This window comes from Xenorhabdus bovienii SS-2004, from assembly GCF_000027225.1.
GTDB lineage: Bacteria > Pseudomonadota > Gammaproteobacteria > Enterobacterales > Enterobacteriaceae > Xenorhabdus > Xenorhabdus bovienii_C.
In genome coordinates this window covers 3,568,996-3,588,604 of record NC_013892.1, presented here as the reverse complement: position 1 = coordinate 3,588,604, position 19,609 = coordinate 3,568,996, and the positions used below count along the sequence as shown (strand labels likewise).

Here is a 19,609-nt window from a genome sequence, read left to right as displayed (position 1 = left end):
TAATCGCAAATAATAGCATAGGCAGTAAAATGGATTAAGAGCCGTCCTGCTTCAGACGGGAGCAGTATTTACGCAAGATAAGCTAAATCCCCCCCCGCACCAAACCACCGAGACCATTGGCCTCCATAAACTCAGTAGACAGGGCTTTCACCTGCCGGCTGGTTTCTGCTTTCAATATTTCTTTGATAAGCAGCTCAAGATCGTTGGTATCCAAATGACGCAGTAAATATTTTATGCGTGGAACGCTTCGGCCACTCATGCTCAGGCTACGGTAACCAAGGCCAATTAAGATTAACGCTCCCATCGGCAAACCCGCCATTTCTCCACATATACTCACGGGAAGACCAACACGCTGGCTCTCATCAAAAGCCAGTTTCAAGGCCTTAATGACCGCAGGGTGCAAATTGTCATACAAAGCGGCAACGTGTGTATTATTGCGATCCACTGCAAGCAGGTACTGGGTTAAGTCATTCGTGCCAATAGAGATAAAATTAATCCGTTTCTTCAACTGCGGCAACAAGAAAATGGTGGAGGGTACTTCAACCATAATGCCAATCTGGGGCATGGTAATCGTACTGCCGATTGTCTGTTCAACTTCAGCTTTCGCCCTATCGATCAACTTTCTGGCTTCATCAATTTCTTCGATACTGGTGATCATCGGCAGCAATATTTTCAGGTTACCAATCAGCACATTGGCTTTCAACATCGCTCTGAGCTGAATCAGGAATATTTCCGGCTGATCCAGCGTGATACGAATTCCTCGCCAGCCAAGACAGGGGTTTTCTTCACTGATGGGCATATAAGGCAGTTGTTTATCGGCACCAATATCCAATGTTCGTAGTACCACCGGTTTATCTGGGAGAAGCGCCAACATCTCTTGATAACGGTTTTTCTGCTCATCTTCTGATGGAAAACCACGGTGCAGCATAAAAGGGATTTCAGTACGATACAGGCCTATACCATCAATACTACCACCTATCTGTTGCTCGTATTTTAAGCTTAATCCTGCGTTGAGCTGCACCAGCACTCTTTCACCATTTTTGAGTTGTGCTTTTTGTTTCAGCTCCCCCTCGGCTAATTCGCTGAGAACCTGCTCTTCTTCAATAATCTGTCGGTATTCCTGAATAATCAGTGGTTCTGGTTCAACAAAAAACTCGCCGCGATAACCGTCAAGGATTAGCATCCGATTATGCAGTAATTCAGGCTGGATATCGGCTCCCATGATAGCCGGTATTCCCATCGCCCGAACCAGTATTGCGGAATGAGAGTGAGTTGCACCATCCCGTACAATCACACCAGCCAGTTGTTCCTGCGGCATTTCAGCCAGTAAATTGGCACTGAGTTCATCGGCAACCAGAATAAAGCGCTCTGGCCATTCGCTATCACCTGTGAAAGAACCATCCAGATGGAACAATACCCGCTGCCCAAGCGCCCGCAAATCAGAAGCTCTCTCCCGCATATAGGGATCTTGCAAGCTGGCAAACTGTTCGGCATATTTTTCGACAACGCTTTTAACTGCCCACTCCGCCACAAACCCGTTATCGACGGAAAAAAACAGATCCTGCTTGAGTTTGGGATCATTCAGCAAATGAGAATAGAGGTCAAAAATAGCGGCACTTTCTTTCTGTGAGCTGGAGGTAAAACGCTTACTGATACGGCGACATTCGGCGGTTGCCTGCTCAAGGGCTTCGGTCAGCCGAGAACGTTCTGCCTGATATTCCAGCGTGGACGCTTCAAAAACTTGTTCAAGTGATGGCTGAGAACCATCTTGCCAACCCTGAGCCATGACGATACCACTGGAAATGGCAAGCGCCTTAATGCGTGTCTGACGATACTGACCAAATAGCCCTTTTGTTTGTGCCTGAGCGAGAATAACCGCCAATTGCATGGCCAGCGTGACCATAAAAGACTCTTCACTTTCATCGAATAGCCGCCGTTCATTTTGTTGAACAACCAGTACACCTTGCAACTGACGACGATAAACAATCGGTACGCCCAAAAAAGCCCGCAGACCTTCTTCTTTTACTTGGGGGATATATTTAAAACTGGGGTGATCTCGCACATCGGCGAGGTTGATTAATTCAGATAAACGCCCGACTACACCAACGACACCTTCATCAAAGGCCAGGCTGATCGCTCGTTCCTCTGGCTTCTTTAAGCCTCGGGTAGCCATCAAGTAATAGCAATGCCGCTGATGATCTGCCAGATAGATAGAACAGACATCCGTGCTCATTGCCAGACAGGTTTCATTAACCAATAGTTCAAGCGCTTCAGACAAATTAGCTGCCATGGCAACCTTTTCGACAATTTCCCGTAAGCGCATGAGCATAACAGTTACCTAACTTCTTCTGCGACGATGTAAATAAGGTGAATGTAGCTGTGGAGCGGATTCCTGCACTGGCATCACAATAGAAGAGAATTCTTTCATTACGCGGCGATAAACATCCCGTTTAAAAGAAACCACCTGCCTGACAGGATACCAATAACTGACCCAACGCCAACCATCAAACTCGGGTGCGTTGCTGCGCTGCACATTAATATCGGCTTCATTACAAAGCAACTGTAATAAAAACCAACGCTGCTTCTGCCCAATACAAACGGGCTTTGTATCCCAACGCACCAAACGCTTGGGTAATTTGTAACGCAGCCAGCTACGGGTAGATGTGAGAACCCGTACATCTTTGCGATTTAAACCAACTTCTTCGAACAACTCGCGATACATCGCTTGTTCTGGTGATTCCCCTGGATTGATACCCCCCTGAGGAAACTGCCAGGAATGCTGCCCATAACGGCGAGCCCAAAGGACCTGCCCTTGGCGATTACAAATTACGATTCCTACATTCGGGCGGTAGCCATCATCATCAATCACCAGACTACCTCTCGATAAAACAAATTTGAAAAGATAGCTAATTGTTTCACACTCATCCCAAGCGGTAAACCTATATCATTGGACTTTGCAGCCGTAGCGGAAGTCTCTACAATACCGCCATCTCAACGGGGTGCTGCTGTTGTAAAACCGTATTGCTGAGAAAAACCCGTCGAACCTGATCCGGCTAGTACCGACGTAGGACTTTGAGACGCTAATCATTGATATAAAAATATTTTCCATTTAGCACTTTCTCAAATCCTTTATCTATCTGCTAATCACAACAGGAGAGCAAAGTGTTTAAAAACTTATTTTCCAGATTTATCACAATCAGTACGCTATTGATTTCTGCATGTGTCTTTGCTCAAACGGCACAGACTAAGCCTACACTGACAGTTTACACTTATGATTCATTTGCTTCTGAATGGGGGCCGGGACCTGCCATTAAAAAAGCCTTTGAAGCAGAGTGTAACTGTGAACTGAAACTCGTCGCCCTGGAAGATGGAGTATCCCTGCTGAACCGCGTGAGAATGGAAGGCAAAAAGACATCAGCAGACATTGTGTTAGGGCTGGATAACAACTTGATTCAGGCTGCCCAGCAGACAGGGTTGTTTACACCAAGCCATATTGATACCTCAAAACTGAAATTGCCTGTCACATGGAACAGCAAAACCTTCATTCCTTACGATTACGGTTACTTTGCCTTTGTTTACAACAAGAACACCTTACCTCACCCTCCCAAAAGTATGGATGAATTAATCAACAGTAACCAGAACTGGAAGATTATTTATCAAGATCCGCGCACCAGCACCCCTGGCCTGGGGCTGTTACTCTGGATGCAGGATATTTATGGCGATAAAGCGGTACAGGAATGGCCGAAAGTTGCCAAAAAAACGCTGACTGTCACCAAAGGCTGGAGTGAAGCCTATGGATTGTTCCTGAAAGGTGAAGGAGATATGGTACTCAGCTATACCACATCACCGGCCTATCACATTCTGTCAGAGAAAAAAGATAACTATGCGGCTGCCATATTCAGCGAAGGCCATTACCTGCAAATTGAAGTCGCCGCTCAGTTAGTCTCAAGTAAGCAACCTAAACTGGCGCAGAAATTCATGCAGTTCATGATTTCACCTGCCTTCCAGCAAGCAATTCCGACGACTAACTGGATGTATCCGGTTATCGACATTCCTCTGCCTGAGGTTTTCAAGCAGCTTTCTGTGCCCGCAAAACCACTGCAATTCAGCGCAGATGATGTGGCCAAACATCGTAATCAGTGGATCCGTACATGGCAAAGCGCCGTAAGCCGTTAATTGCGGGTTGGTTATTGCCGGGGGTGATTGCCTCCGGCCTGTTACTTGTGGTTGCTCTGTCAGCATTTGGAGCGCTTTGGTTCAATGCGCCGGAAAACCACTGGCAAGGGTTCTTAAGTGACAGTTACTTGTGGCATGTCATTCGATTCACTTTTTGGCAGGCTTTTCTGTCTGCCGTGTTATCGGTGACGCCAGCGATTTTCCTCGCCAGAGCGCTTTATCGCCGTCGTTTTCCCGGCAGGATGCTGTTTCTGCGCTTATGCGCCATGACGTTGGTACTCCCTGTTTTGGTTGCCCTCTTTGGCATACTGACCGTTTACGGCCGAGTCGGCTGGTTGGCAAATATTTCCCAATGGATGGGTATTGAATACCGTTTTACGCCTTACGGGCTGCAAGGGATTCTACTGGCGCATATTTTTTTCAATATGCCAATGGCAGTCCGGTTACTGCTCCAATCGCTGGAAAATATTGCGGTAGAGCAGCGGCAACTCGCAGCGCAGCTTGGCATGAATGAGTGGCAACATTTTCGTTTTGTAGAATGGCCTTATCTGCGCCGCCAAATTCTGCCGACCGGTGCACTGATATTCATGCTGTGCTTTGCCAGTTTTGCCACCGTGCTCGCACTGGGAGGTGGCCCCGCAGCAACTACCATAGAGCTAGCCATTTATCAGGCACTCAACTATGACTACGATCTCGGCCATGCTGCCCTGCTTGCGCTTATCCAACTATTTTGCTGTCTTGGTCTGGTGTTGGTCAGCCAAAAACTCAAAGGCACACTCGTTGTCGGTTACGGTCACCAGCAAAAATGGCGGAATCCGCAGGATTCATGGCTGCAAAAAGGCTGTGATGGGCTATTCATTATTATTGCACTACTACTTTTGATCCCACCATTACTGGCAGTCATTGTGGACGGTCTGAACGGTGCTGTACTTAATGTTCTGCGCCAGCCAGCTTTGTGGCAAGCCTTTACGACTTCAGCGGTTATCGCTCTGGGAGCAGGTTTGCTGTGTGTCATGCTGACTATAATGCTGTTATGGAGTAGCCGTGAATTACGCTTGCGCCACTCTCCCCGCTGGGGACAGGCAATGGAAACCAGCGGTTTATTAATCCTTGCCATGCCGGGTATTGTTCTTGCGACAGGCTTTTTTATTCTGCTGAACACCACCGTTGGCTTGCCACATTCTCCTTACGGATTAGTTATCTTGACCAATGGATTAATGGCGATCCCATATGCTCTGAAAGTATTGGATAACCCAATGCGTGATTTGGCGGAACGTTACAATCCCCTGTGCCGTTCTCTTAATATTCAAGGGATTCACCGACTACGCTGGATTGAACTTAAGGCACTGAAAATTCCTTTGGCTCAAGCACTGGCTTTTTCCTGTGTTTTATCGATTGGGGATTTTGGCGTTGTCGCGTTATTTGGCAACGAAGATTTCCGCACCTTGCCTTTCTATCTTTATCAGCAAATCGGGGCATATCGCAGTCAAGACGGTGCAGTCACCGCATTCCTGCTGCTGCTTCTCTGTTTTATCTTGTTCAGTGTGCTTGAACGCTTACCGGGCCGACGCCATGATTAAACTCGAAAATGTCATTTATACCTACGAGCACCTTGCCATGCATTTCCATGTCAATATTGAGGCAGGCGAACGTATTGCAATCCTCGGCCCCAGCGGAGCGGGTAAAAGTACGCTGTTAAGTTTAATGGCGGGGTTCCAATCCGCAGAAAGTGGCGATATCTGGTTAAATGATGAAAATCATGCCCATACCTCGCCTTCCAAACGGCCAGTCTCAATGTTGTTTCAGGAAAATAATCTGTTTTCCCACTTAACCATTGAACAAAATATCGGTCTGGGGTTACATCCCGGCTTACGGCTAACGGGTGAGCAACAAAAGACGCTACAGCAAATTGCTGCCCAAGTATCACTGCAAGATTATCTTAACCGCCTGCCAGCTCAGCTTTCCGGCGGCCAGCGCCAACGCGCAGCACTGGCACGCTGTCTGGTACGCCAGCAACCTATATTATTGCTCGATGAACCATTTTCAGCACTTGATCCTGCTTTACGCAATGAGATGTTGGAGTTACTGACACAAGTTTGTGATACGCGCCAGCTCACTTTAATGATGGTATCCCATAATCTTGATGATGCCGCCAAAATAGCACCGCGTTCTTTACTTATTGTGGATGGACGGATTTATTATGATGGTGCAACGGCGAAGTTAGTTAATGGGGAAGCGCCTGAGGCGGCGATTTTGGGGATAGGGTGAGTGGTTAAATAACGCCATCTGTGCCGCTCAGTGCAACCATGCCCCTGTCTGAAGTGCCATTGATTCAGATACAGCAATTTTTATTATCTTATGCCAAGTAAGCAACTCATCATCATAAAGCCTTAATCATTTAAAAAATGTCATGATTTCTATATCCGTAATGTCTACAAACTACAATAATTTGTTATAAAAAAACATAAAACAGACATAAGTCAAAATATAAGCATTCCCTATGCTATATTTGTAATGAAATCATTCAAAGCTATACTCCAAACTGCAAGAGTTGGTTTCGGGTTAAGGCACTCTAATCAGAGGACATATATGATGAAAAGCTTAAAGTTATCAGTTGCGGCATTACTGGTGTTGTTTTCGAGTACAGCACTTGCAGTGCCGGCAGTATCACTCGAACACGCTTCAAAAACAGCCACCGCGGTAGAACATAATGTCAAAACGGCTAAAGACAACGTTAGTTCATTAGAAAAGAAAGTCACCAAAGGATCAAAAAACCAAAAAGCGTCACAGAAAAACAACAGTAATAAATCAAAAGCTGGAAGCACAAAGCAAGGGGCTAATAGCGCTCTTTGTAAAGACGGAACCTATAGTAAGAGCAAAACCCATAAAGGTGCATGTTCTCGCCACGGCGGTGTAGCTAAATGGTTATAAACTTCCGTTGATTCTTTATCATACCTAATTAGTACTACAGCCGTAATTGCTCTGTAAGCCAATGATCTTCCCGGCGACGACAGTGACATTGTTGTGCCCGATATTGATGCCGTCGTCGCCAGTCTGACCAATGTAAAACCTGTTCGATTGTTGTCCTTTCCGCTGACCGTGTTTTCCAGTCAGCGGAAGTCAGGGTATCGGGACTCCAGCCAGACTCTTAGACGACGCTCACCCAGTGACAGGGCACGCCGGCATCCCATGTGCGTTCCAGCAAATATTGAATGTCATCGGGGGTACTTTCTCCCATTCATTCAGCCAGTTGCCAGCTATTCTTACATAATAGCCACAAAATTTAATTATTCATGGCGTTATTTATTTTGGTGAGGTAGCACAATTGGTTATCCGTCACCGTAATCTTTAATACCATCCGACGAAATGCGTCGCAACCTCCTATCACAAAGCTAAAACGTTTTGTGTACGGATCTACTCACTGGCAACGATGTTTGTAGGTAGTCATAGATTCAACCCTTCTTTTACTGTAGGTGGTGAATTCTGATATGCTTTGCAAAATATTTTGTTCTCATGTTTTTTGTGTGTGCGTCTTTGTGTGGTGACGGTATATCAATCGGTGTATCACTTTTCGTAAAAAGACACATGATTTTATTTTAATTTTTATTTAAAAATATATAGTTATGAGTAAACCAAAACATATTGTAGAAGTGATGATCTCCGAACAAGAGATTAAACAACGTATTGCTGAATTGGGGCAACAGATTACAGAACACTATCGCAATAGCGACCGTGAACTGGTGCTGGTTGGTTTGTTGAGGGGGTCATTTATCTTCATGGCAGACCTGTGCCGTGAAGTTCAGGTTCCCCACGAAGTGGATTTTATGACTGCGTCCAGTTATGGCAATGAGATGAACTCTACCCGCGATGTGAAAATCCTTAAGGATTTGGATGAAGATATTCGTGGCAAAGATGTGTTGATCGTTGAAGATATTATCGACTCAGGCAATACACTGAATAAGATCCGTGAGATTTTTGCGCTCCGTGAACCGAATTCTCTGGCGATTTGTACGTTACTGAATAAACCCTCCCGCCGTGAAGTCGATGTGCCGGTTGAGTGGATTGGCTATTCGATTGAAGACAAATTCGTGGTCGGTTATGGCATTGATTATGCTCAGCATTACCGCCACTTGCCTTACATTGGGCATGTTACTCTGCTGGAAGAGTAAATTCCTGCGGTAAACCGTATAGGGAACTGTGAGTAAATGGCAGCACAAGGCTGCCATTTGTTTTTATGTGGATCTGTTATTTCTTATGTGCCAGCTTGGAAATGGCCTGACGGTAATTGAGTTCCAGTTTTTCACGGCTGTCAGCGGTAACATCTAAATCATGCAGTTCGCCATCTTTCAAGCCATAGACCCAACCGTGGATCATGACTTTCTGCCCACGTTTCCATGCTGCTTGCATAATGGTGGAGTGGCCGAGATTATAAACCTGCTCAATGACGTTCAACTCACATAAACGATTCAGTCGATCGTTAGGCGGCAACTCGCCGAGCATGGAGCTGTGTTTGTACCACAAGTCCCGAATGTGGAGCAGCCAGTTATTGATTAAGCCTAATTCAGTGCCATCTACCGCCGCTTCTATGCCTCCGCAGCCGTAGTGACCACAGATGATTATGTGCTCAACCTGTAACACATCAACGGCGTATTGAACTACAGATAAGCAGTTTAAATCAGTATGGATAACCAGATTAGCGACGTTTCGGTGAACAAAAAGATCGCCGGGTGCAGCGTCAATCAGTTTTTCAGCAGGCACTCGGCTATCAGAACAACCTATCCACAGAAAATGGGGTTTTTGTACTTTTGACAATTCCTTGAAGAAGTGAGGATTTTCTTCGTTTACGGATTGCGACCACTGCTTGTTCCTGGCAAACAATTCTTCAATTTTTCTCATCATAACTAATAGCCTGGCAACGTTTTTGAGATAGGATCATATACAACATTAATTGAGAATTTAATATTTAATTGAACAATGTTTTTTTATTTGATCCCTATCGTTGCAAAGAAAGGCAGAAAAAATAATGGCATAATTTGCATCTTGCACTCAAAGATAGCAAAGAATAAAGGTGTTTTTACTTATGGCTTATGCATTGGAATTGACTCAGCTTACGAAAACCTATGCAGGTGGTGTGAAGGCGTTGCGTGGGATTGATTTACGTGTCGAAGAAGGCGATTTCTACGCCCTGTTGGGACCGAATGGTGCAGGGAAATCGACTACTATTGGTATCATTAGTTCTTTAGTCAATAAGAGCAGCGGTAAGATCAAAGTGTTTGGTTACGATATTGACACGGATCTCGTCAATGCTAAACGGCAACTGGGGCTTGTTCCGCAGGAGTTTAATTTCAACCCATTTGAAACTGTGATTCAGATTGTACTGAATCAGGCGGGATATTACGGCGTACCCCGCAATGTAGCGTATAGCAGAGCAGAAACCTATCTGTCCCAACTGGATCTATGGGAAAAACGTAACGAACGGGCGAATCGGCTGTCAGGAGGAATGAAGCGCCGCCTGATGATTGTCCGTGCTCTGATGCACCAGCCGAAGTTGCTGATCCTTGATGAGCCGACGGCGGGGGTCGATATTGAACTGAGACGCTCCATGTGGGAGTTTCTGAAGGCTTTGAATGCGCAGGGAACCACCATCATCTTGACTACTCACTATCTGGAAGAGGCTGAAATGCTTTGCCGTAATATCGGCATTATTCAATATGGCGAACTGGTGGAAAATACCAGTATGAAAGATCTACTCAGCCAATTAGAACGCGAAACGTTTTTGCTCGACTTAACGCCCAGAGGTGTGATGCCTGTCGTTGAGGGTTATGATTATCGTCTGGTCGATGCGGTAACGCTGGAAGTGGATGTCAAGCGTGGTCAGGGATTGAATGATCTGTTTTCCCAACTGAGCATGCAGGGTATTCAAATCAGCAGTATGCGCAACAAAGCGAATCGTCTGGAAGAGCTGTTTGTTGGGTTGACCAATAATAATCAAGGAGCGAATCAATGATTCAACTGTACTGGGTAGCGCTAAAAACCCTCTGGATGAAAGAAATAACCCGCTTTGGTCGTATTTGGGTACAAACCTTATTGCCTCCGGTGATCACGATGTCCCTCTATTTCGTCATATTCGGCAATCTGGTTGGTTCCCGTATTGGTGAGATGGGTGGATTCAGTTACATGCAGTTCATTGTTCCAGGGCTGATTATGATGTCTGTGATCACCAACTCATATGCTAACGTTTCCTCCTCCTTCTTTGGTGCTAAATTTCAGGGGAGCATTGAAGAAGTGCTGGTCGCTCCCGTGCCAACCCATATCATTATTGCTGGATTTGTTGGCGGTGGGGTTGCCCGTGGAGTATGCGTTGGTATTTTGGTGACACTGGTTTCCCAATTATTCGTACCTGTGCAGATCCACTCATGGAGTATGGTGGTGATCACCTTGCTGACAACATCCATAGTGTTTTCTCTGGCAGGGTTATTGAATGCCATTTATGCAAAAACGTTCGATGACATCAGCATCATTCCGACTTTTGTTCTGACGCCTTTGACTTATTTGGGCGGTGTATTCTATTCCCTGACCCTGCTGCCTGAATTCTGGCAGCTAGTATCCAAACTCAACCCGATCGTTTACATGATCAGCGGCTTCCGCTACGGTTTTCTTGGTATTACTGATGTTTCTCTGACGATGACGTTAGGTATGCTCGGTATATTTATCTTTGTTTTTTATCTGTTGGCTTGGTATTTGATCGAGTCAGGGCGAGGGCTGAGAACCTAAAAACAAGAATTTGTAAATATAACGCTCCGCCGTAAACAACGGCGGAGTGGCGCAATAGTGAGTCGGTCGTTGGTGGGAACGGTTATGCAACCTGAACGGGAACCGCTTTTGCCAGCCGGCTCATCACATTATCACCGTCAAAATAAGCTACTTTGGGTTTGTGAAATTTAGTCAGCTCATCAGCAATTTGGACATATGAACAAATAATCAGCTTATCGCCTACCGCCGCCCGACGTGCTGCGGCACCGTTTACGGAGATGATTCTGGAACCACGTTCAGCGGCAATTGCATAAGTTGAGAATCGTTCTCCATTATCAACGTTATAAATATCAATCGCTTCATATTCCAGAATGCCGGCTGCATCCATAAAATTTTGATCGATGGCACAGGAACCTTCGTAATGAAGATCGGCCTGCGTCACTTTTACTCGATGTAGTTTCCCCTGTAGCATGGTGCGTAACATGTTTGTTGCTCCTAAATTGATGATGCCGTATCTGCAGAAGAAAGACAGGACACGGAAGGAATGACTATATCAGGTTGTCAAAAAAACACCAAAATGCGACTAGCAGTTTTTTTGAGCCGAACCCACCTCCCGGTAATACCCTTTGTAAGGGATAGTGGCTCAAGGCCGCAGGTTTTTGGTGGCATCTTACGTGAAGGTGATGGACGGCTGTCCTTTACCGTGTGAAACAAGGTGTAACGCCTGCCATTCCCTATAAGAAAAACAGTCGAAAATTTGGATTGAGGTGGGTATGGCAAAAATAATCAGTTTTGCCAACCAGAAAGGAGGAGTAGGTAAAAGTTTCCTCTGTACCCATTTTTAAAATAATGCACATTATAAAATAAAAGTGTTATTTTTTTTATGTGTCATTTGTTGTGTTTGTGTAATTTGTTTGTTATTTTATTTTTGTATTCAATCAATAATATGATAATCAATATTTAATGTTTAGCAATGAAACTATAAACATATTATAGTATTTATTATGTATATTGGAAATGATATTTATTTATTGAACTATAACTATTAGTTTAATTTTCACGATGAAATTGTATTTATTAGTAAAAATAAGCTATAAGTTTTTTGTGTAAATAAATATATTGCCAATCTTTGGGTATGATTTATGCATCGCTTGGCAGAGCATCCTGAAAATATTTATCAAGCGTTTGATGATCTTTATTTAATAAATAAAAACAAAGAGTTATATAGCCATCATTATTAATAGATAAAGAAATATTAGTTCAATCTTTCCTTGATGGTGATGAGTATATAGTTGATACAGTAAGTTGTAATGGTCATGTTTATATTTGTGGAATATGGAAATATGTTAAAAAAATTGTTTATGGAGGAAAGAAAATCTATGATAGAGATGTATTGATTGATGAAAATTCCTATGAGGCAAAATTGCTTATTGACTATATCTATAAGATACTACCTTCACTAGGTATAATGAATGGTCCAGCTCATGCGGAAATTATATTGACTAATGAAGGCCCTGTGTTGGTAGAAGTAGGAGCTCGTCTAAATGGAAATATGGAACCTGATTTTCATGATATTGTATTAGGTAATAACCAGGCGAGAATCACTTATATTTCTTATTGCTCACCTGATAGATTTATTAAAAATTTTTCCGGGAAAAAATATAGTAAATTAAAAGAGGCATGTGTTTTAAATACATCAACGAAACTTGATGGAGTAATATCAGCTATTAATGAAAAAATAGTGAATGAAATAAAAGAGTTGAACACGGTTTTTAAATTAAGTGTAAAATATGGCATTGGTAGAAAGATAACTCCAACCATAGATCTTCTATCAAGCCCCCTAAGAATATTTATTTTTTCTGATGAGATAACTGCTATAGAAAGTGATTGTAAAAATATTGATTCTATTAAAGATGGAGTATATGAGTTAAATGTTTGATACAATAGCAACTATCCGCGGATTGAACGTAAAACTTCGATCTCTGTTTTTTGTAACTCTTTCATTCAGAATGGGGACCATGGGGTTCCCGTTTTTTGCTGCTTATCTTATACAGGAAAAATCATTAAATGCAATTCAGGCAGGTGTATTAGTTGGTGTTTTTGGTGCAGGAGCTCTACTTTGTGATGTTATTATAGGATATTTCATTAAAAATTTTGGCTCTAATAAAGTTATTGTGTTCTCATTGTTATTTACATCAATTATATTATTTCTTATTCCTTTTTTGGATTATTATTACACAATAATTGCATTTTCTTTCCTGTGGGGAATTAGTTACGAATCTTTTACTCCAGCAGCATACTCTGAAACTGTTACACATTCAGATTCTTCTTCGAGGAAGATTGCATTTTCATGTAATAGACTTGCTATAAATATAGGTATGGCTATTGGGCCTCTTGTAGGAGGCATTATATTTTCTGTTCATCCTATACTTGTTTTTTTTGTTAATTCTATTTTTACTTTTTTCTCGCTTATTTTTTATCTTTTATCCATGAAATCTAAAGAAAATATTAATAACTCTCTTGGCAGTCTTGATGGAAATGATTGCATAAAAAAAGAATGTGAAGTTATAGAGGATAAAAAATATCATTATCCAAGATTGATTGTTATTCTTTCTTCAGTTTTGCCTGTGCATATTGCATATGCACTTCCTCCGACATTTCTTTCTGCATATATCATTAACTATACATCATTTCCAAGTTATTTTGTCGGTGTTATTTTCTTTGTTAATGCTTTTTTAGTTATTTTATTTGAGCTTCCTATTAATAAAAAAATGAATAATGTAAACAGTAGGCTTTCATTAATTCTGGGGCTTTTATTAGCGGGAGGAGGATTTTCATTAATGATTGATATTAATAGTGCTATTATTCTTATAATGGCTACCATATTATGGTCTTTGGGAGAGATGATAATATTTCCATCTATAACACACTATGTTAGTGGTATTTCTTCCAGTGAAAATGTTGATAGAAATCTAGGCTTTTATTCTGCTGGGGTAAATATAGGAGTGATGATAACACCTTCTATTGCTTTTTATATGATGGAAAATGAATTTATTTCTCCATGGTTGTTTGTTGGATTTGTTTTATTATTTATTTCTGCTTTTTTGGTATGTATAAAGAAAAGTAAAACTTTATGGAAGAATAATGCTTAATATGATAGTTCATATGAATACTGCTGGTTCTGGAGTTATTCGCCCCTCAACTTATGAGATTATGAAAGATTATTTGTTTTCTGAATTTAAAATGGGAACTTATGAAGCTGAATTGAAAAGTGAATCTATTTTAAATCACGATGTTTATAATAATTGTGAACCAGAAGATGTGGTATTGTTTACAAGTGCTACAGATGCATGGATTAATATTATTAGGATGTTACGTGTTAAAGAAAATTCGGAAGTATGGGTTAGTGATTCAGAATATGCAGCCAATATAATATATTTCTCATTTTTATCCAATAAATATAATGTAAAACTACGACGAGTTCCGTCAACTTTAAACTTTACTCCTGATTTAGAATGGATGAAAAATAATTTATCTGATAATGTTTCTATTTGTGGTTTCAATAATTCATTAAAAATAAGGATTGATGATAGTAATTTCAACAATGAAAATTAAAATTTTATTTTTTTACTCACGGTGTGAGTGTGGGTATTATTTAAACCTTCACCATTATCAGTAAATTGAAGCCATGGCCTCAGGGATATGTGCATCATGTTACGGCTCCACTAACACACACATCCCTTCACTAAAATCAGCCAACCAAATCGACTTGCTGATTGTCAATTAAGCGTACTTGCCCTAACCAGGCTGCCATTAGGATCACGGCTTTTTTACTTTGCAACGTCAGAGGAGTCAAGTTTTCTGCATCACGGATAAATAACTCATCCGGCATAAAGCCTTCTTCACGCAAATGTGTCGATGCCAGTTCGAGCAACTGTTCGGTCGCTCGTTCTCCATGCGTCAGCTTTTCTGCAATACACTGCATGATCTGATGTAATACCGGAGCAATTTTTTTCTCTTCAGCCGATAAAAGATTATTGCGGGAACTCAGTGCCAACCCACTTTTTTCACGGACGATGGGAACGGAAACCAACGTAATATCGTAAGCCATATCAGCAATGATCTTGCGGATAATCTGCACTTGCTGGAAATCTTTTTCTCCGAAATAAACGAGATCGGGTTGAATCAGATTGAACAGTTTGCTGACAACGGTGGTGACACCACGGAAATGCCCCGGACGGTTAGCACCTTCAAGCAGATAAGAAAGATCTGGTACTTCGACGAAAGTCTGGCTGCTGTTAGAGCCATTCGGATACATTTCATTTGCATTGGGAGCAAAGACCAGTTCGACCTTGCGATGGCTCAGTTTTTCGCAGTCTTCCTGTAGGGTTCGTGGATAATTGACCAAATCATCTTCATGTTCAAACTGCATGGGATTGACAAAAATACTGACGATAACTACGTCAGCCTGTGCTCTGGCGGTGTCCACCAATGACATATGGCCATCATGCAGATTACCCATAGTTGGTACAAAGGCAATACGTTTGCCTGCCTGATGCCAGCGGCGGATTTCACGGCGTAAAATGGGGATTGTTTCTATAATCAGCATTGCTCTACTCCTTTAATTGGCCGTCATGCCGGGGAATAATTATTTGAATGAATGTGCTTGACCGGGATAGGCACCACTTTCTACCTGCTCGATATACAGGCGGATGGCATCCCGTATGTTGCCGGTTTCTTTGAGGAAATCTTTGGCAAATTTAGGTGGTCTGGCGGTGATGCCTAAGGCATCGTGCATGACCAGAATCTGACCGTCAGTGAGATTGCCCGCGCCAATACCAATGACCGGAATTTCCAGCGCTTCGCTCACTCGCTGGCCTAATGCTGTCGGCACACACTCCAGCACCAGTAGCTGCATACCTGCTTTTTCCAAAGCTATCGCATCGTTAAGCAATTGTTGGGCGGAAGTTTCATCACGACCCTGCACTTTATAGCCACCGAAAATATTGACTGATTGCGGCGTCAGCCCCAAATGACCACACACTGGCACGGCACGCTCGGTCAGCATATTGACCGCCTCACACAGCCAGCTTCCGCCTTCAATTTTTACCATATTAGCCCCGGAACGCATCAATGTCGCAGCACTGCTAAAACTCTGCTCTGGAGTGGCGTAACTCATGAAAGGCATGTCTGAGATCAGGAAAGAGTGAGGGGCACCAGCACGGACGCAGCGGGTGTGGTAGGCAATATCTTCAACCGTGACAGGTAAGGTCGAGTCAAGTCCTTGTAAAGTCATGCCGAGTGAATCGCCGATAAGCATGACGTTGATGCCTTGTTCGGCAAAAAGGTGGGCAAAACTGGCATCGTAAGCTGTGATTGTAGCGAACTTGCGTTTCTCTTTTTTTAACTGACTCAGATCAGTCAGGGTTGTTGGTTTCATTGTTATCTCCTGAATAGTTAGGGCCTGTCCCATTGAGCATCACTTTTGAACCTCAATGGGACAGGCCCTGATTATCCAAAAATCGGCCACGGCTGTATGAGATATTGAATAACTTTTCCTTCATAAAACGGCGTGTTACAACGATAAATCCGGCTATCCGTGCTACAACCAAAACGTCAGGCCATTTTCTGGAACATGTTTTAATCGTGCTGCCAGTGTTTCTCCATCTGGGAATACAAGATCCGGCGCAATTTCTGCAAGCGGATAAAGCATAAACTCGCGCTGTTTTAAGCCGTAATGGGGAACAGTCAGGCGCTCAGTCTTAATAATGCAATCGCCAAACAGCATGATATCCAGATCGAGTGTTCTCGGCCCCCAGCGCTCATCTTTGCGGATACGCCCTTGTGCCAGCTCAATGGCTTGAGTGTGATCGAGCAATGCTTCTGGTTGCAGCTTGGTTTCCAGTGCAACGGCAAGGTTGAGGTAATCAGGCTGATCTTGTGGCCCCATCGGTTTGCTACGATAAAAAGAGGATCGCATAACAAAGCTTGTGTCAGGGATCACATGCAGGGCAGCAAGTGCATTATCGACTTGCTGCAAGGGATCAGCCAGATTACTGCCAATGGCGATGTAAACCCGTGCCATGTCAACCGTTGTCCTTGAACTGACGAGGCCGGCTGCTACGGCGGGGACGTGTTCTGCGACGAACGGGGTCGGTGCCCAGTTCTGATATCATGCCACGCTGTTGAGGCGCTGTCGCCTGTTGGAATTCTGACCACCACAGTACCAACTCTTTCAGTTCATGTCGTGGTTCAACGCTGGCGCGTAATTCCAATAAATCATACGCAGCTCGGAACTTCGGATGCTCCATCAGCTTATTCGCGCGTTTTCCCTGACGGCGTGGCAGACGAAGCTGCAATAACCAAATGTCACGCATGGTCGTGGTATGGCGCTTCGGAATGGCAATAGAACCGCACTGCTCATCAAGAATGTCATTCATTGCGAGAGCAAAGGCATCGTAATACGGTAAACCACCTTCCTGAGACAGTTTCTCTGCATGTTCAATCAACGGATACCACAACATGGCCGCGAATAAGAAGGCCGGATTGACACGTTTGTCGTTCTGGAGCCGATAATCGGTATTTTTCAGCACCTGTTCCAGTAGTTTTTCCAGCGGTGAGTCACTGTTTGGAGTGAAACCGCGCTGCATCATCGGGAATAGCAGTTGGAACAGATTGTACTCGCGCAGCAGTTTATAGGTGCTGTAGCCATGCCCCGACTGTAATAGTTTCAGGGATTCTTCGAACAAGCGTGCGGAGGGAATATCCTTCAACAGAAAGGCAAGCTGCGGGATCGGTTCGGCAGTGGTTTTCTCGATGGTCATGTCAAGTTTGCTGGCAAAACGGACTGCGCGCAGCATACGGACAGGATCTTCACGGTAACGGGTTTCCGGATCACCAATCAGGCGAATGATCCCAGCTTGCAGGTCAGCCATTCCGCCGACATAATCCCGCAAGGCGAAATCTTCAATGCCATAATAGAGGCTATTGATGGTGAAATCGCGGCGAACGGCATCTTCTTCGACCGAACCGAAGATATTATCGCGCAGCAACATTCCGCTTTGCGCTTTTTGTGACTGATTCCGGTCATTGGATTCAACTTGCTCGTGTGACCCACGGAAAGTGGCGACTTCAATCACATCTGGCCCAAACATAATATGAGCAAGGCGGAAACGGCGACCCACAAGCCGACAGTTACGGAAGAGTTTGCGTACCTGCTCTGGTGTGGCATTCGTTGCGATATCGAAATCTTTGGGTTTTTTGTGCAGCAATAAATCACGAACACCACCACCGACCAGATAGGCTTGAAAACCTGATTTATTCAGGCGATACAAAACCTTCAGGGCATTGTCACTGATGTCTTTACGTGAAATTGGGTGCTGATCCCGAGGGAGCACCGTGATCGGGGGGGTAGAAGGCTTAGCCTTTACGGATTTTTTCTTCATTGCGGCGTTATCAGCATTTGATGAAGATGAGTGATGTTCTCTGCGATGTTTAGGCAGAGTTCTGCTCTCTATTTGAGCAGTATGGTCAGATACGGTGACTGGCCTTTCACTGGCTGCCTGTGTGTCGCGTTTTGTTTTGTTTTCGCGGATCATCAAATTACGGCAGAAAGTTGCTACTCGGTTAAAAATGGTACACCTCGATAGTGACTAAGTAATATTAAAGCAAAAAACAGCCGCTAATCATAACTTACTGGACATTCTTTGAGAATGCTTGCAGAGCCAATAGAAACACTTTATTTGAATTGGCGATAGGTTATGTTTTTCTGCGGAACAGGGTTTATATTCCAACCGACGATAGCTTGCCGCAGCACCTGATCTGTCGTGAGATCTTGCCAGCCTGCAATGGTGGGTTGGTTCAAAAATGATAACGCATCAATAAGTAATGGCCGTGGATCATCCAATGGGATCGGCTGGGCATGATTTTGCTTAGAGAGCTTATTTCCCTCTTGATTGAGAACGAGGGGTAAATGCACATAATCTGGAATCGCAAAATTCAGGTTCTGATACAGTGATAGCTGGCGAACCGTGGGTTTAATCAAATCCGCTCCTCTGACAATTTCAGTCACGCCTTGATGGTTATCATCAACAACAACGACAAGATTATAAGCGAATAAACCGTCTTTGCGATAAATGGTGAAGTCTTCTTCTGCCATTTTAGCAGGAACAGTGATGTAACCCTGCAATTTATCGTGAAAGCCATAAATTGGATGGCGTTGTTTCAAGCGAACAGCAGCATTGTCAGCAAGCAAATGTAAATGCCGGCAATGATCGTCATAAAACCCGCCCAATTGTTGAATGCGCTGGCGGGTACAGGTGCAGTAATAGCTGTTTCCCTGTTGTTGCAACTGAGCGAGTATTGCCCGATAGGTTTCATGGCGCTGGGATTGATACAGCACCTCACCATCCCAGCAAAGACCATAATGCTCAAGGGACTGCAATATCCGGCTGGCGGATCCGGGAACTTCTCTTGGGGGATCTATGTCATCAATGCGCACCAGCCATTTGCCATGGCAGGCATGCGCCTGTAGGTAACTGCCGAGAGCAGTTACTAGGGAACCGAAGTGGAGATCACCGGAAGGGGACGGAGCGAAACGCCCGATATATAATGCGGAATGTTCAGATTGAGTCATATCAGGAGCAATATAAGGGAGCATACGGCGCCATTCAGCGCCGTA

General features: G+C 43.8%; 19 protein-coding genes and 1 riboswitch. Of the genes, 10 read left to right on the top strand and 9 right to left on the bottom strand.

Annotation, left to right across the window (positions count from 1 at the left end):
- Window positions 1–82: 82 nt before the first annotated feature.
- Complete coding sequence (gene ptsP / locus XBJ1_RS15760) at window positions 83–2,329, bottom strand: phosphoenolpyruvate--protein phosphotransferase (RefSeq protein ID WP_012990021.1); 2,247 nt, start codon at window positions 2,327–2,329, stop codon at window positions 83–85.
- 9 nt (window positions 2,330–2,338) lie between these two features.
- Entirely contained in the window at window positions 2,339–2,869 is a 531-nt protein-coding gene (rppH, locus tag XBJ1_RS15755) for an RNA pyrophosphohydrolase (protein WP_012990020.1), read from the bottom strand.
- Between the two features lie 116 nt (window positions 2,870–2,985).
- A riboswitch (TPP riboswitch) is annotated at window positions 2,986–3,089 on the top strand.
- 73 nt (window positions 3,090–3,162) lie between these two features.
- On the opposite strand from rppH, the gene thiB reads away from it, so the two are divergent.
- The 5 genes from thiB (at window position 3,163) to hpt (ending at window position 8,345) form a co-directional block, all read left to right on the top strand.
- The gene (gene thiB, locus XBJ1_RS15750) at window positions 3,163–4,176 is read left to right on the top strand and encodes a thiamine ABC transporter substrate binding subunit (protein WP_012990019.1); all 1,014 of its coding nucleotides are present in this window, start codon (window positions 3,163–3,165) and stop codon (window positions 4,174–4,176) included.
- Window positions 4,152–5,756: a thiamine/thiamine pyrophosphate ABC transporter permease ThiP gene (gene thiP / locus XBJ1_RS15745; protein ID WP_012990018.1), complete on the top strand. Its 1,605-nt coding sequence runs from the start codon at window positions 4,152–4,154 to the stop codon at window positions 5,754–5,756. The genes thiB and thiP overlap by 25 nt, the downstream gene beginning before the upstream one ends.
- Entirely contained in the window at window positions 5,749–6,444 is a 696-nt protein-coding gene (thiQ, locus tag XBJ1_RS15740; RefSeq protein WP_012990017.1) for a thiamine ABC transporter ATP-binding protein ThiQ, read from the top strand. The genes thiP and thiQ overlap by 8 nt, the downstream gene beginning before the upstream one ends.
- Before the next feature lie 321 nt (window positions 6,445–6,765).
- Window positions 6,766–7,107 carry a DUF3761 domain-containing protein gene (locus XBJ1_RS15735; RefSeq protein ID WP_232503288.1) on the top strand — a complete coding sequence of 114 codons (342 nt, stop codon included), beginning with the start codon at window positions 6,766–6,768 and terminating at the stop codon, window positions 7,105–7,107.
- 692 nt (window positions 7,108–7,799) lie between these two features.
- Complete coding sequence (gene hpt / locus XBJ1_RS15730; RefSeq protein ID WP_012990014.1) at window positions 7,800–8,345, top strand: hypoxanthine phosphoribosyltransferase; 546 nt, start codon at window positions 7,800–7,802, stop codon at window positions 8,343–8,345.
- A gap of 76 nt (window positions 8,346–8,421) precedes the next feature.
- Here the strand turns inward: hpt and can are convergent, their stop codons facing one another.
- The gene (can, locus tag XBJ1_RS15725; RefSeq protein WP_012990013.1) at window positions 8,422–9,075 is read right to left on the bottom strand and encodes a carbonate dehydratase; all 654 of its coding nucleotides are present in this window, start codon (window positions 9,073–9,075) and stop codon (window positions 8,422–8,424) included.
- Window positions 9,076–9,256: 181 nt separating this feature from the next.
- Here can and XBJ1_RS15720 point away from each other — a divergent pair, with 181 nt between their 5' ends.
- Together XBJ1_RS15720 and XBJ1_RS15715 are read left to right on the top strand one after the other, a co-directional pair.
- Window positions 9,257–10,183 carry an ABC transporter ATP-binding protein gene (locus tag XBJ1_RS15720; protein WP_012990012.1) on the top strand — a complete coding sequence of 309 codons (927 nt, stop codon included), beginning with the start codon at window positions 9,257–9,259 and terminating at the stop codon, window positions 10,181–10,183.
- Entirely contained in the window at window positions 10,180–10,950 is a 771-nt protein-coding gene (locus tag XBJ1_RS15715; protein WP_012990011.1) for an ABC transporter permease, read from the top strand. Before XBJ1_RS15720 ends, XBJ1_RS15715 begins: the two co-directional genes overlap by 4 nt.
- An 82-nt stretch (window positions 10,951–11,032) precedes the next feature.
- Here XBJ1_RS15715 and panD read toward each other — a convergent pair whose 3' ends face one another.
- Window positions 11,033–11,413 (bottom strand): aspartate 1-decarboxylase, encoded by a 381-nt coding sequence (gene panD, locus XBJ1_RS15710; RefSeq protein WP_012990010.1) that lies wholly within the window; start codon window positions 11,411–11,413, stop codon window positions 11,033–11,035.
- 756 nt (window positions 11,414–12,169) lie between these two features.
- Between panD and XBJ1_RS15705 the strand changes: the two genes are divergently transcribed.
- From XBJ1_RS15705 to XBJ1_RS15695, 3 genes are read left to right on the top strand one after another with little or no spacing between them, the layout of a single operon-like run.
- Complete coding sequence (locus XBJ1_RS15705) at window positions 12,170–12,868, top strand: ATP-grasp domain-containing protein (protein WP_143827694.1); 699 nt, start codon at window positions 12,170–12,172, stop codon at window positions 12,866–12,868.
- Window positions 12,861–14,081 (top strand): MFS transporter, encoded by a 1,221-nt coding sequence (locus XBJ1_RS15700; protein ID WP_012990007.1) that lies wholly within the window; start codon window positions 12,861–12,863, stop codon window positions 14,079–14,081. Before XBJ1_RS15705 ends, XBJ1_RS15700 begins: the two co-directional genes overlap by 8 nt.
- Before the next feature lie 13 nt (window positions 14,082–14,094).
- A complete protein-coding gene (locus tag XBJ1_RS15695) occupies window positions 14,095–14,544 on the top strand; it encodes an aminotransferase class V-fold PLP-dependent enzyme (protein ID WP_158304291.1) in 450 nt (149 codons plus the stop codon).
- 136 nt (window positions 14,545–14,680) lie between these two features.
- Here the strand turns inward: XBJ1_RS15695 and panC are convergent, their stop codons facing one another.
- The 5 genes from panC to gluQRS form a co-directional block, all read right to left on the bottom strand.
- Window positions 14,681–15,538 carry a pantoate--beta-alanine ligase gene (gene panC, locus XBJ1_RS15690; protein ID WP_012990005.1) on the bottom strand — a complete coding sequence of 286 codons (858 nt, stop codon included), beginning with the start codon at window positions 15,536–15,538 and terminating at the stop codon, window positions 14,681–14,683.
- 39 nt (window positions 15,539–15,577) lie between these two features.
- On the bottom strand, window positions 15,578–16,369 hold the full coding sequence (gene panB / locus XBJ1_RS15685) for a 3-methyl-2-oxobutanoate hydroxymethyltransferase (protein ID WP_012990004.1): 792 nt from the start codon (window positions 16,367–16,369) through the stop codon (window positions 15,578–15,580).
- A gap of 162 nt (window positions 16,370–16,531) precedes the next feature.
- On the bottom strand, window positions 16,532–17,014 hold the full coding sequence (folK, locus tag XBJ1_RS15680) for a 2-amino-4-hydroxy-6-hydroxymethyldihydropteridine diphosphokinase (protein WP_012990002.1): 483 nt from the start codon (window positions 17,012–17,014) through the stop codon (window positions 16,532–16,534).
- A gap of 1 nt (window position 17,015) precedes the next feature.
- The gene (gene pcnB / locus XBJ1_RS15675; RefSeq protein ID WP_230578798.1) at window positions 17,016–18,374 is read right to left on the bottom strand and encodes a polynucleotide adenylyltransferase PcnB; all 1,359 of its coding nucleotides are present in this window, start codon (window positions 18,372–18,374) and stop codon (window positions 17,016–17,018) included.
- A 293-nt stretch (window positions 18,375–18,667) separates the two neighbouring features.
- On the bottom strand, window positions 18,668–19,588 hold the full coding sequence (gluQRS, locus tag XBJ1_RS15670; RefSeq protein ID WP_012990000.1) for a tRNA glutamyl-Q(34) synthetase GluQRS: 921 nt from the start codon (window positions 19,586–19,588) through the stop codon (window positions 18,668–18,670).
- Between the last annotated feature and the right edge of the window lie 21 nt (window positions 19,589–19,609).

What these genes read in the sequence shown, in the direction of transcription:
- ptsP (WP_012990021.1), bottom strand. Translation starts at nt 2,329, where the DNA reads ATGCTCATGCGCTTACGGGAAATTGTCGAAAAGGTTGCCATGGCAGCT.
- thiP (WP_012990018.1), top strand. Translation starts at nt 4,152, where the DNA reads ATGGCAAAGCGCCGTAAGCCGTTAATTGCGGGTTGGTTATTGCCGGGG.
- thiQ (WP_012990017.1), top strand. Translation starts at nt 5,749, where the DNA reads ATGATTAAACTCGAAAATGTCATTTATACCTACGAGCACCTTGCCATG.
- XBJ1_RS15735 (WP_232503288.1), top strand. Translation starts at nt 6,766, where the DNA reads ATGATGAAAAGCTTAAAGTTATCAGTTGCGGCATTACTGGTGTTGTTT.
- hpt (WP_012990014.1), top strand. Translation starts at nt 7,800, where the DNA reads ATGAGTAAACCAAAACATATTGTAGAAGTGATGATCTCCGAACAAGAG.
- can (WP_012990013.1), bottom strand. Translation starts at nt 9,075, where the DNA reads ATGATGAGAAAAATTGAAGAATTGTTTGCCAGGAACAAGCAGTGGTCG.
- XBJ1_RS15720 (WP_012990012.1), top strand. Translation starts at nt 9,257, where the DNA reads ATGGCTTATGCATTGGAATTGACTCAGCTTACGAAAACCTATGCAGGT.
- XBJ1_RS15715 (WP_012990011.1), top strand. Translation starts at nt 10,180, where the DNA reads ATGATTCAACTGTACTGGGTAGCGCTAAAAACCCTCTGGATGAAAGAA.
- panD (WP_012990010.1), bottom strand. Translation starts at nt 11,413, where the DNA reads ATGTTACGCACCATGCTACAGGGGAAACTACATCGAGTAAAAGTGACG.
- XBJ1_RS15700 (WP_012990007.1), top strand. Translation starts at nt 12,861, where the DNA reads ATGTTTGATACAATAGCAACTATCCGCGGATTGAACGTAAAACTTCGA.
- XBJ1_RS15695 (WP_158304291.1), top strand. Translation starts at nt 14,095, where the DNA reads ATGAATACTGCTGGTTCTGGAGTTATTCGCCCCTCAACTTATGAGATT.
- panC (WP_012990005.1), bottom strand. Translation starts at nt 15,538, where the DNA reads ATGCTGATTATAGAAACAATCCCCATTTTACGCCGTGAAATCCGCCGC.
- panB (WP_012990004.1), bottom strand. Translation starts at nt 16,369, where the DNA reads ATGAAACCAACAACCCTGACTGATCTGAGTCAGTTAAAAAAAGAGAAA.
- folK (WP_012990002.1), bottom strand. Translation starts at nt 17,014, where the DNA reads ATGGCACGGGTTTACATCGCCATTGGCAGTAATCTGGCTGATCCCTTG.
- pcnB (WP_230578798.1), bottom strand. Translation starts at nt 18,374, where the DNA reads ATGAAGAAAAAATCCGTAAAGGCTAAGCCTTCTACCCCCCCGATCACG.
- gluQRS (WP_012990000.1), bottom strand. Translation starts at nt 19,588, where the DNA reads ATGCTCCCTTATATTGCTCCTGATATGACTCAATCTGAACATTCCGCA.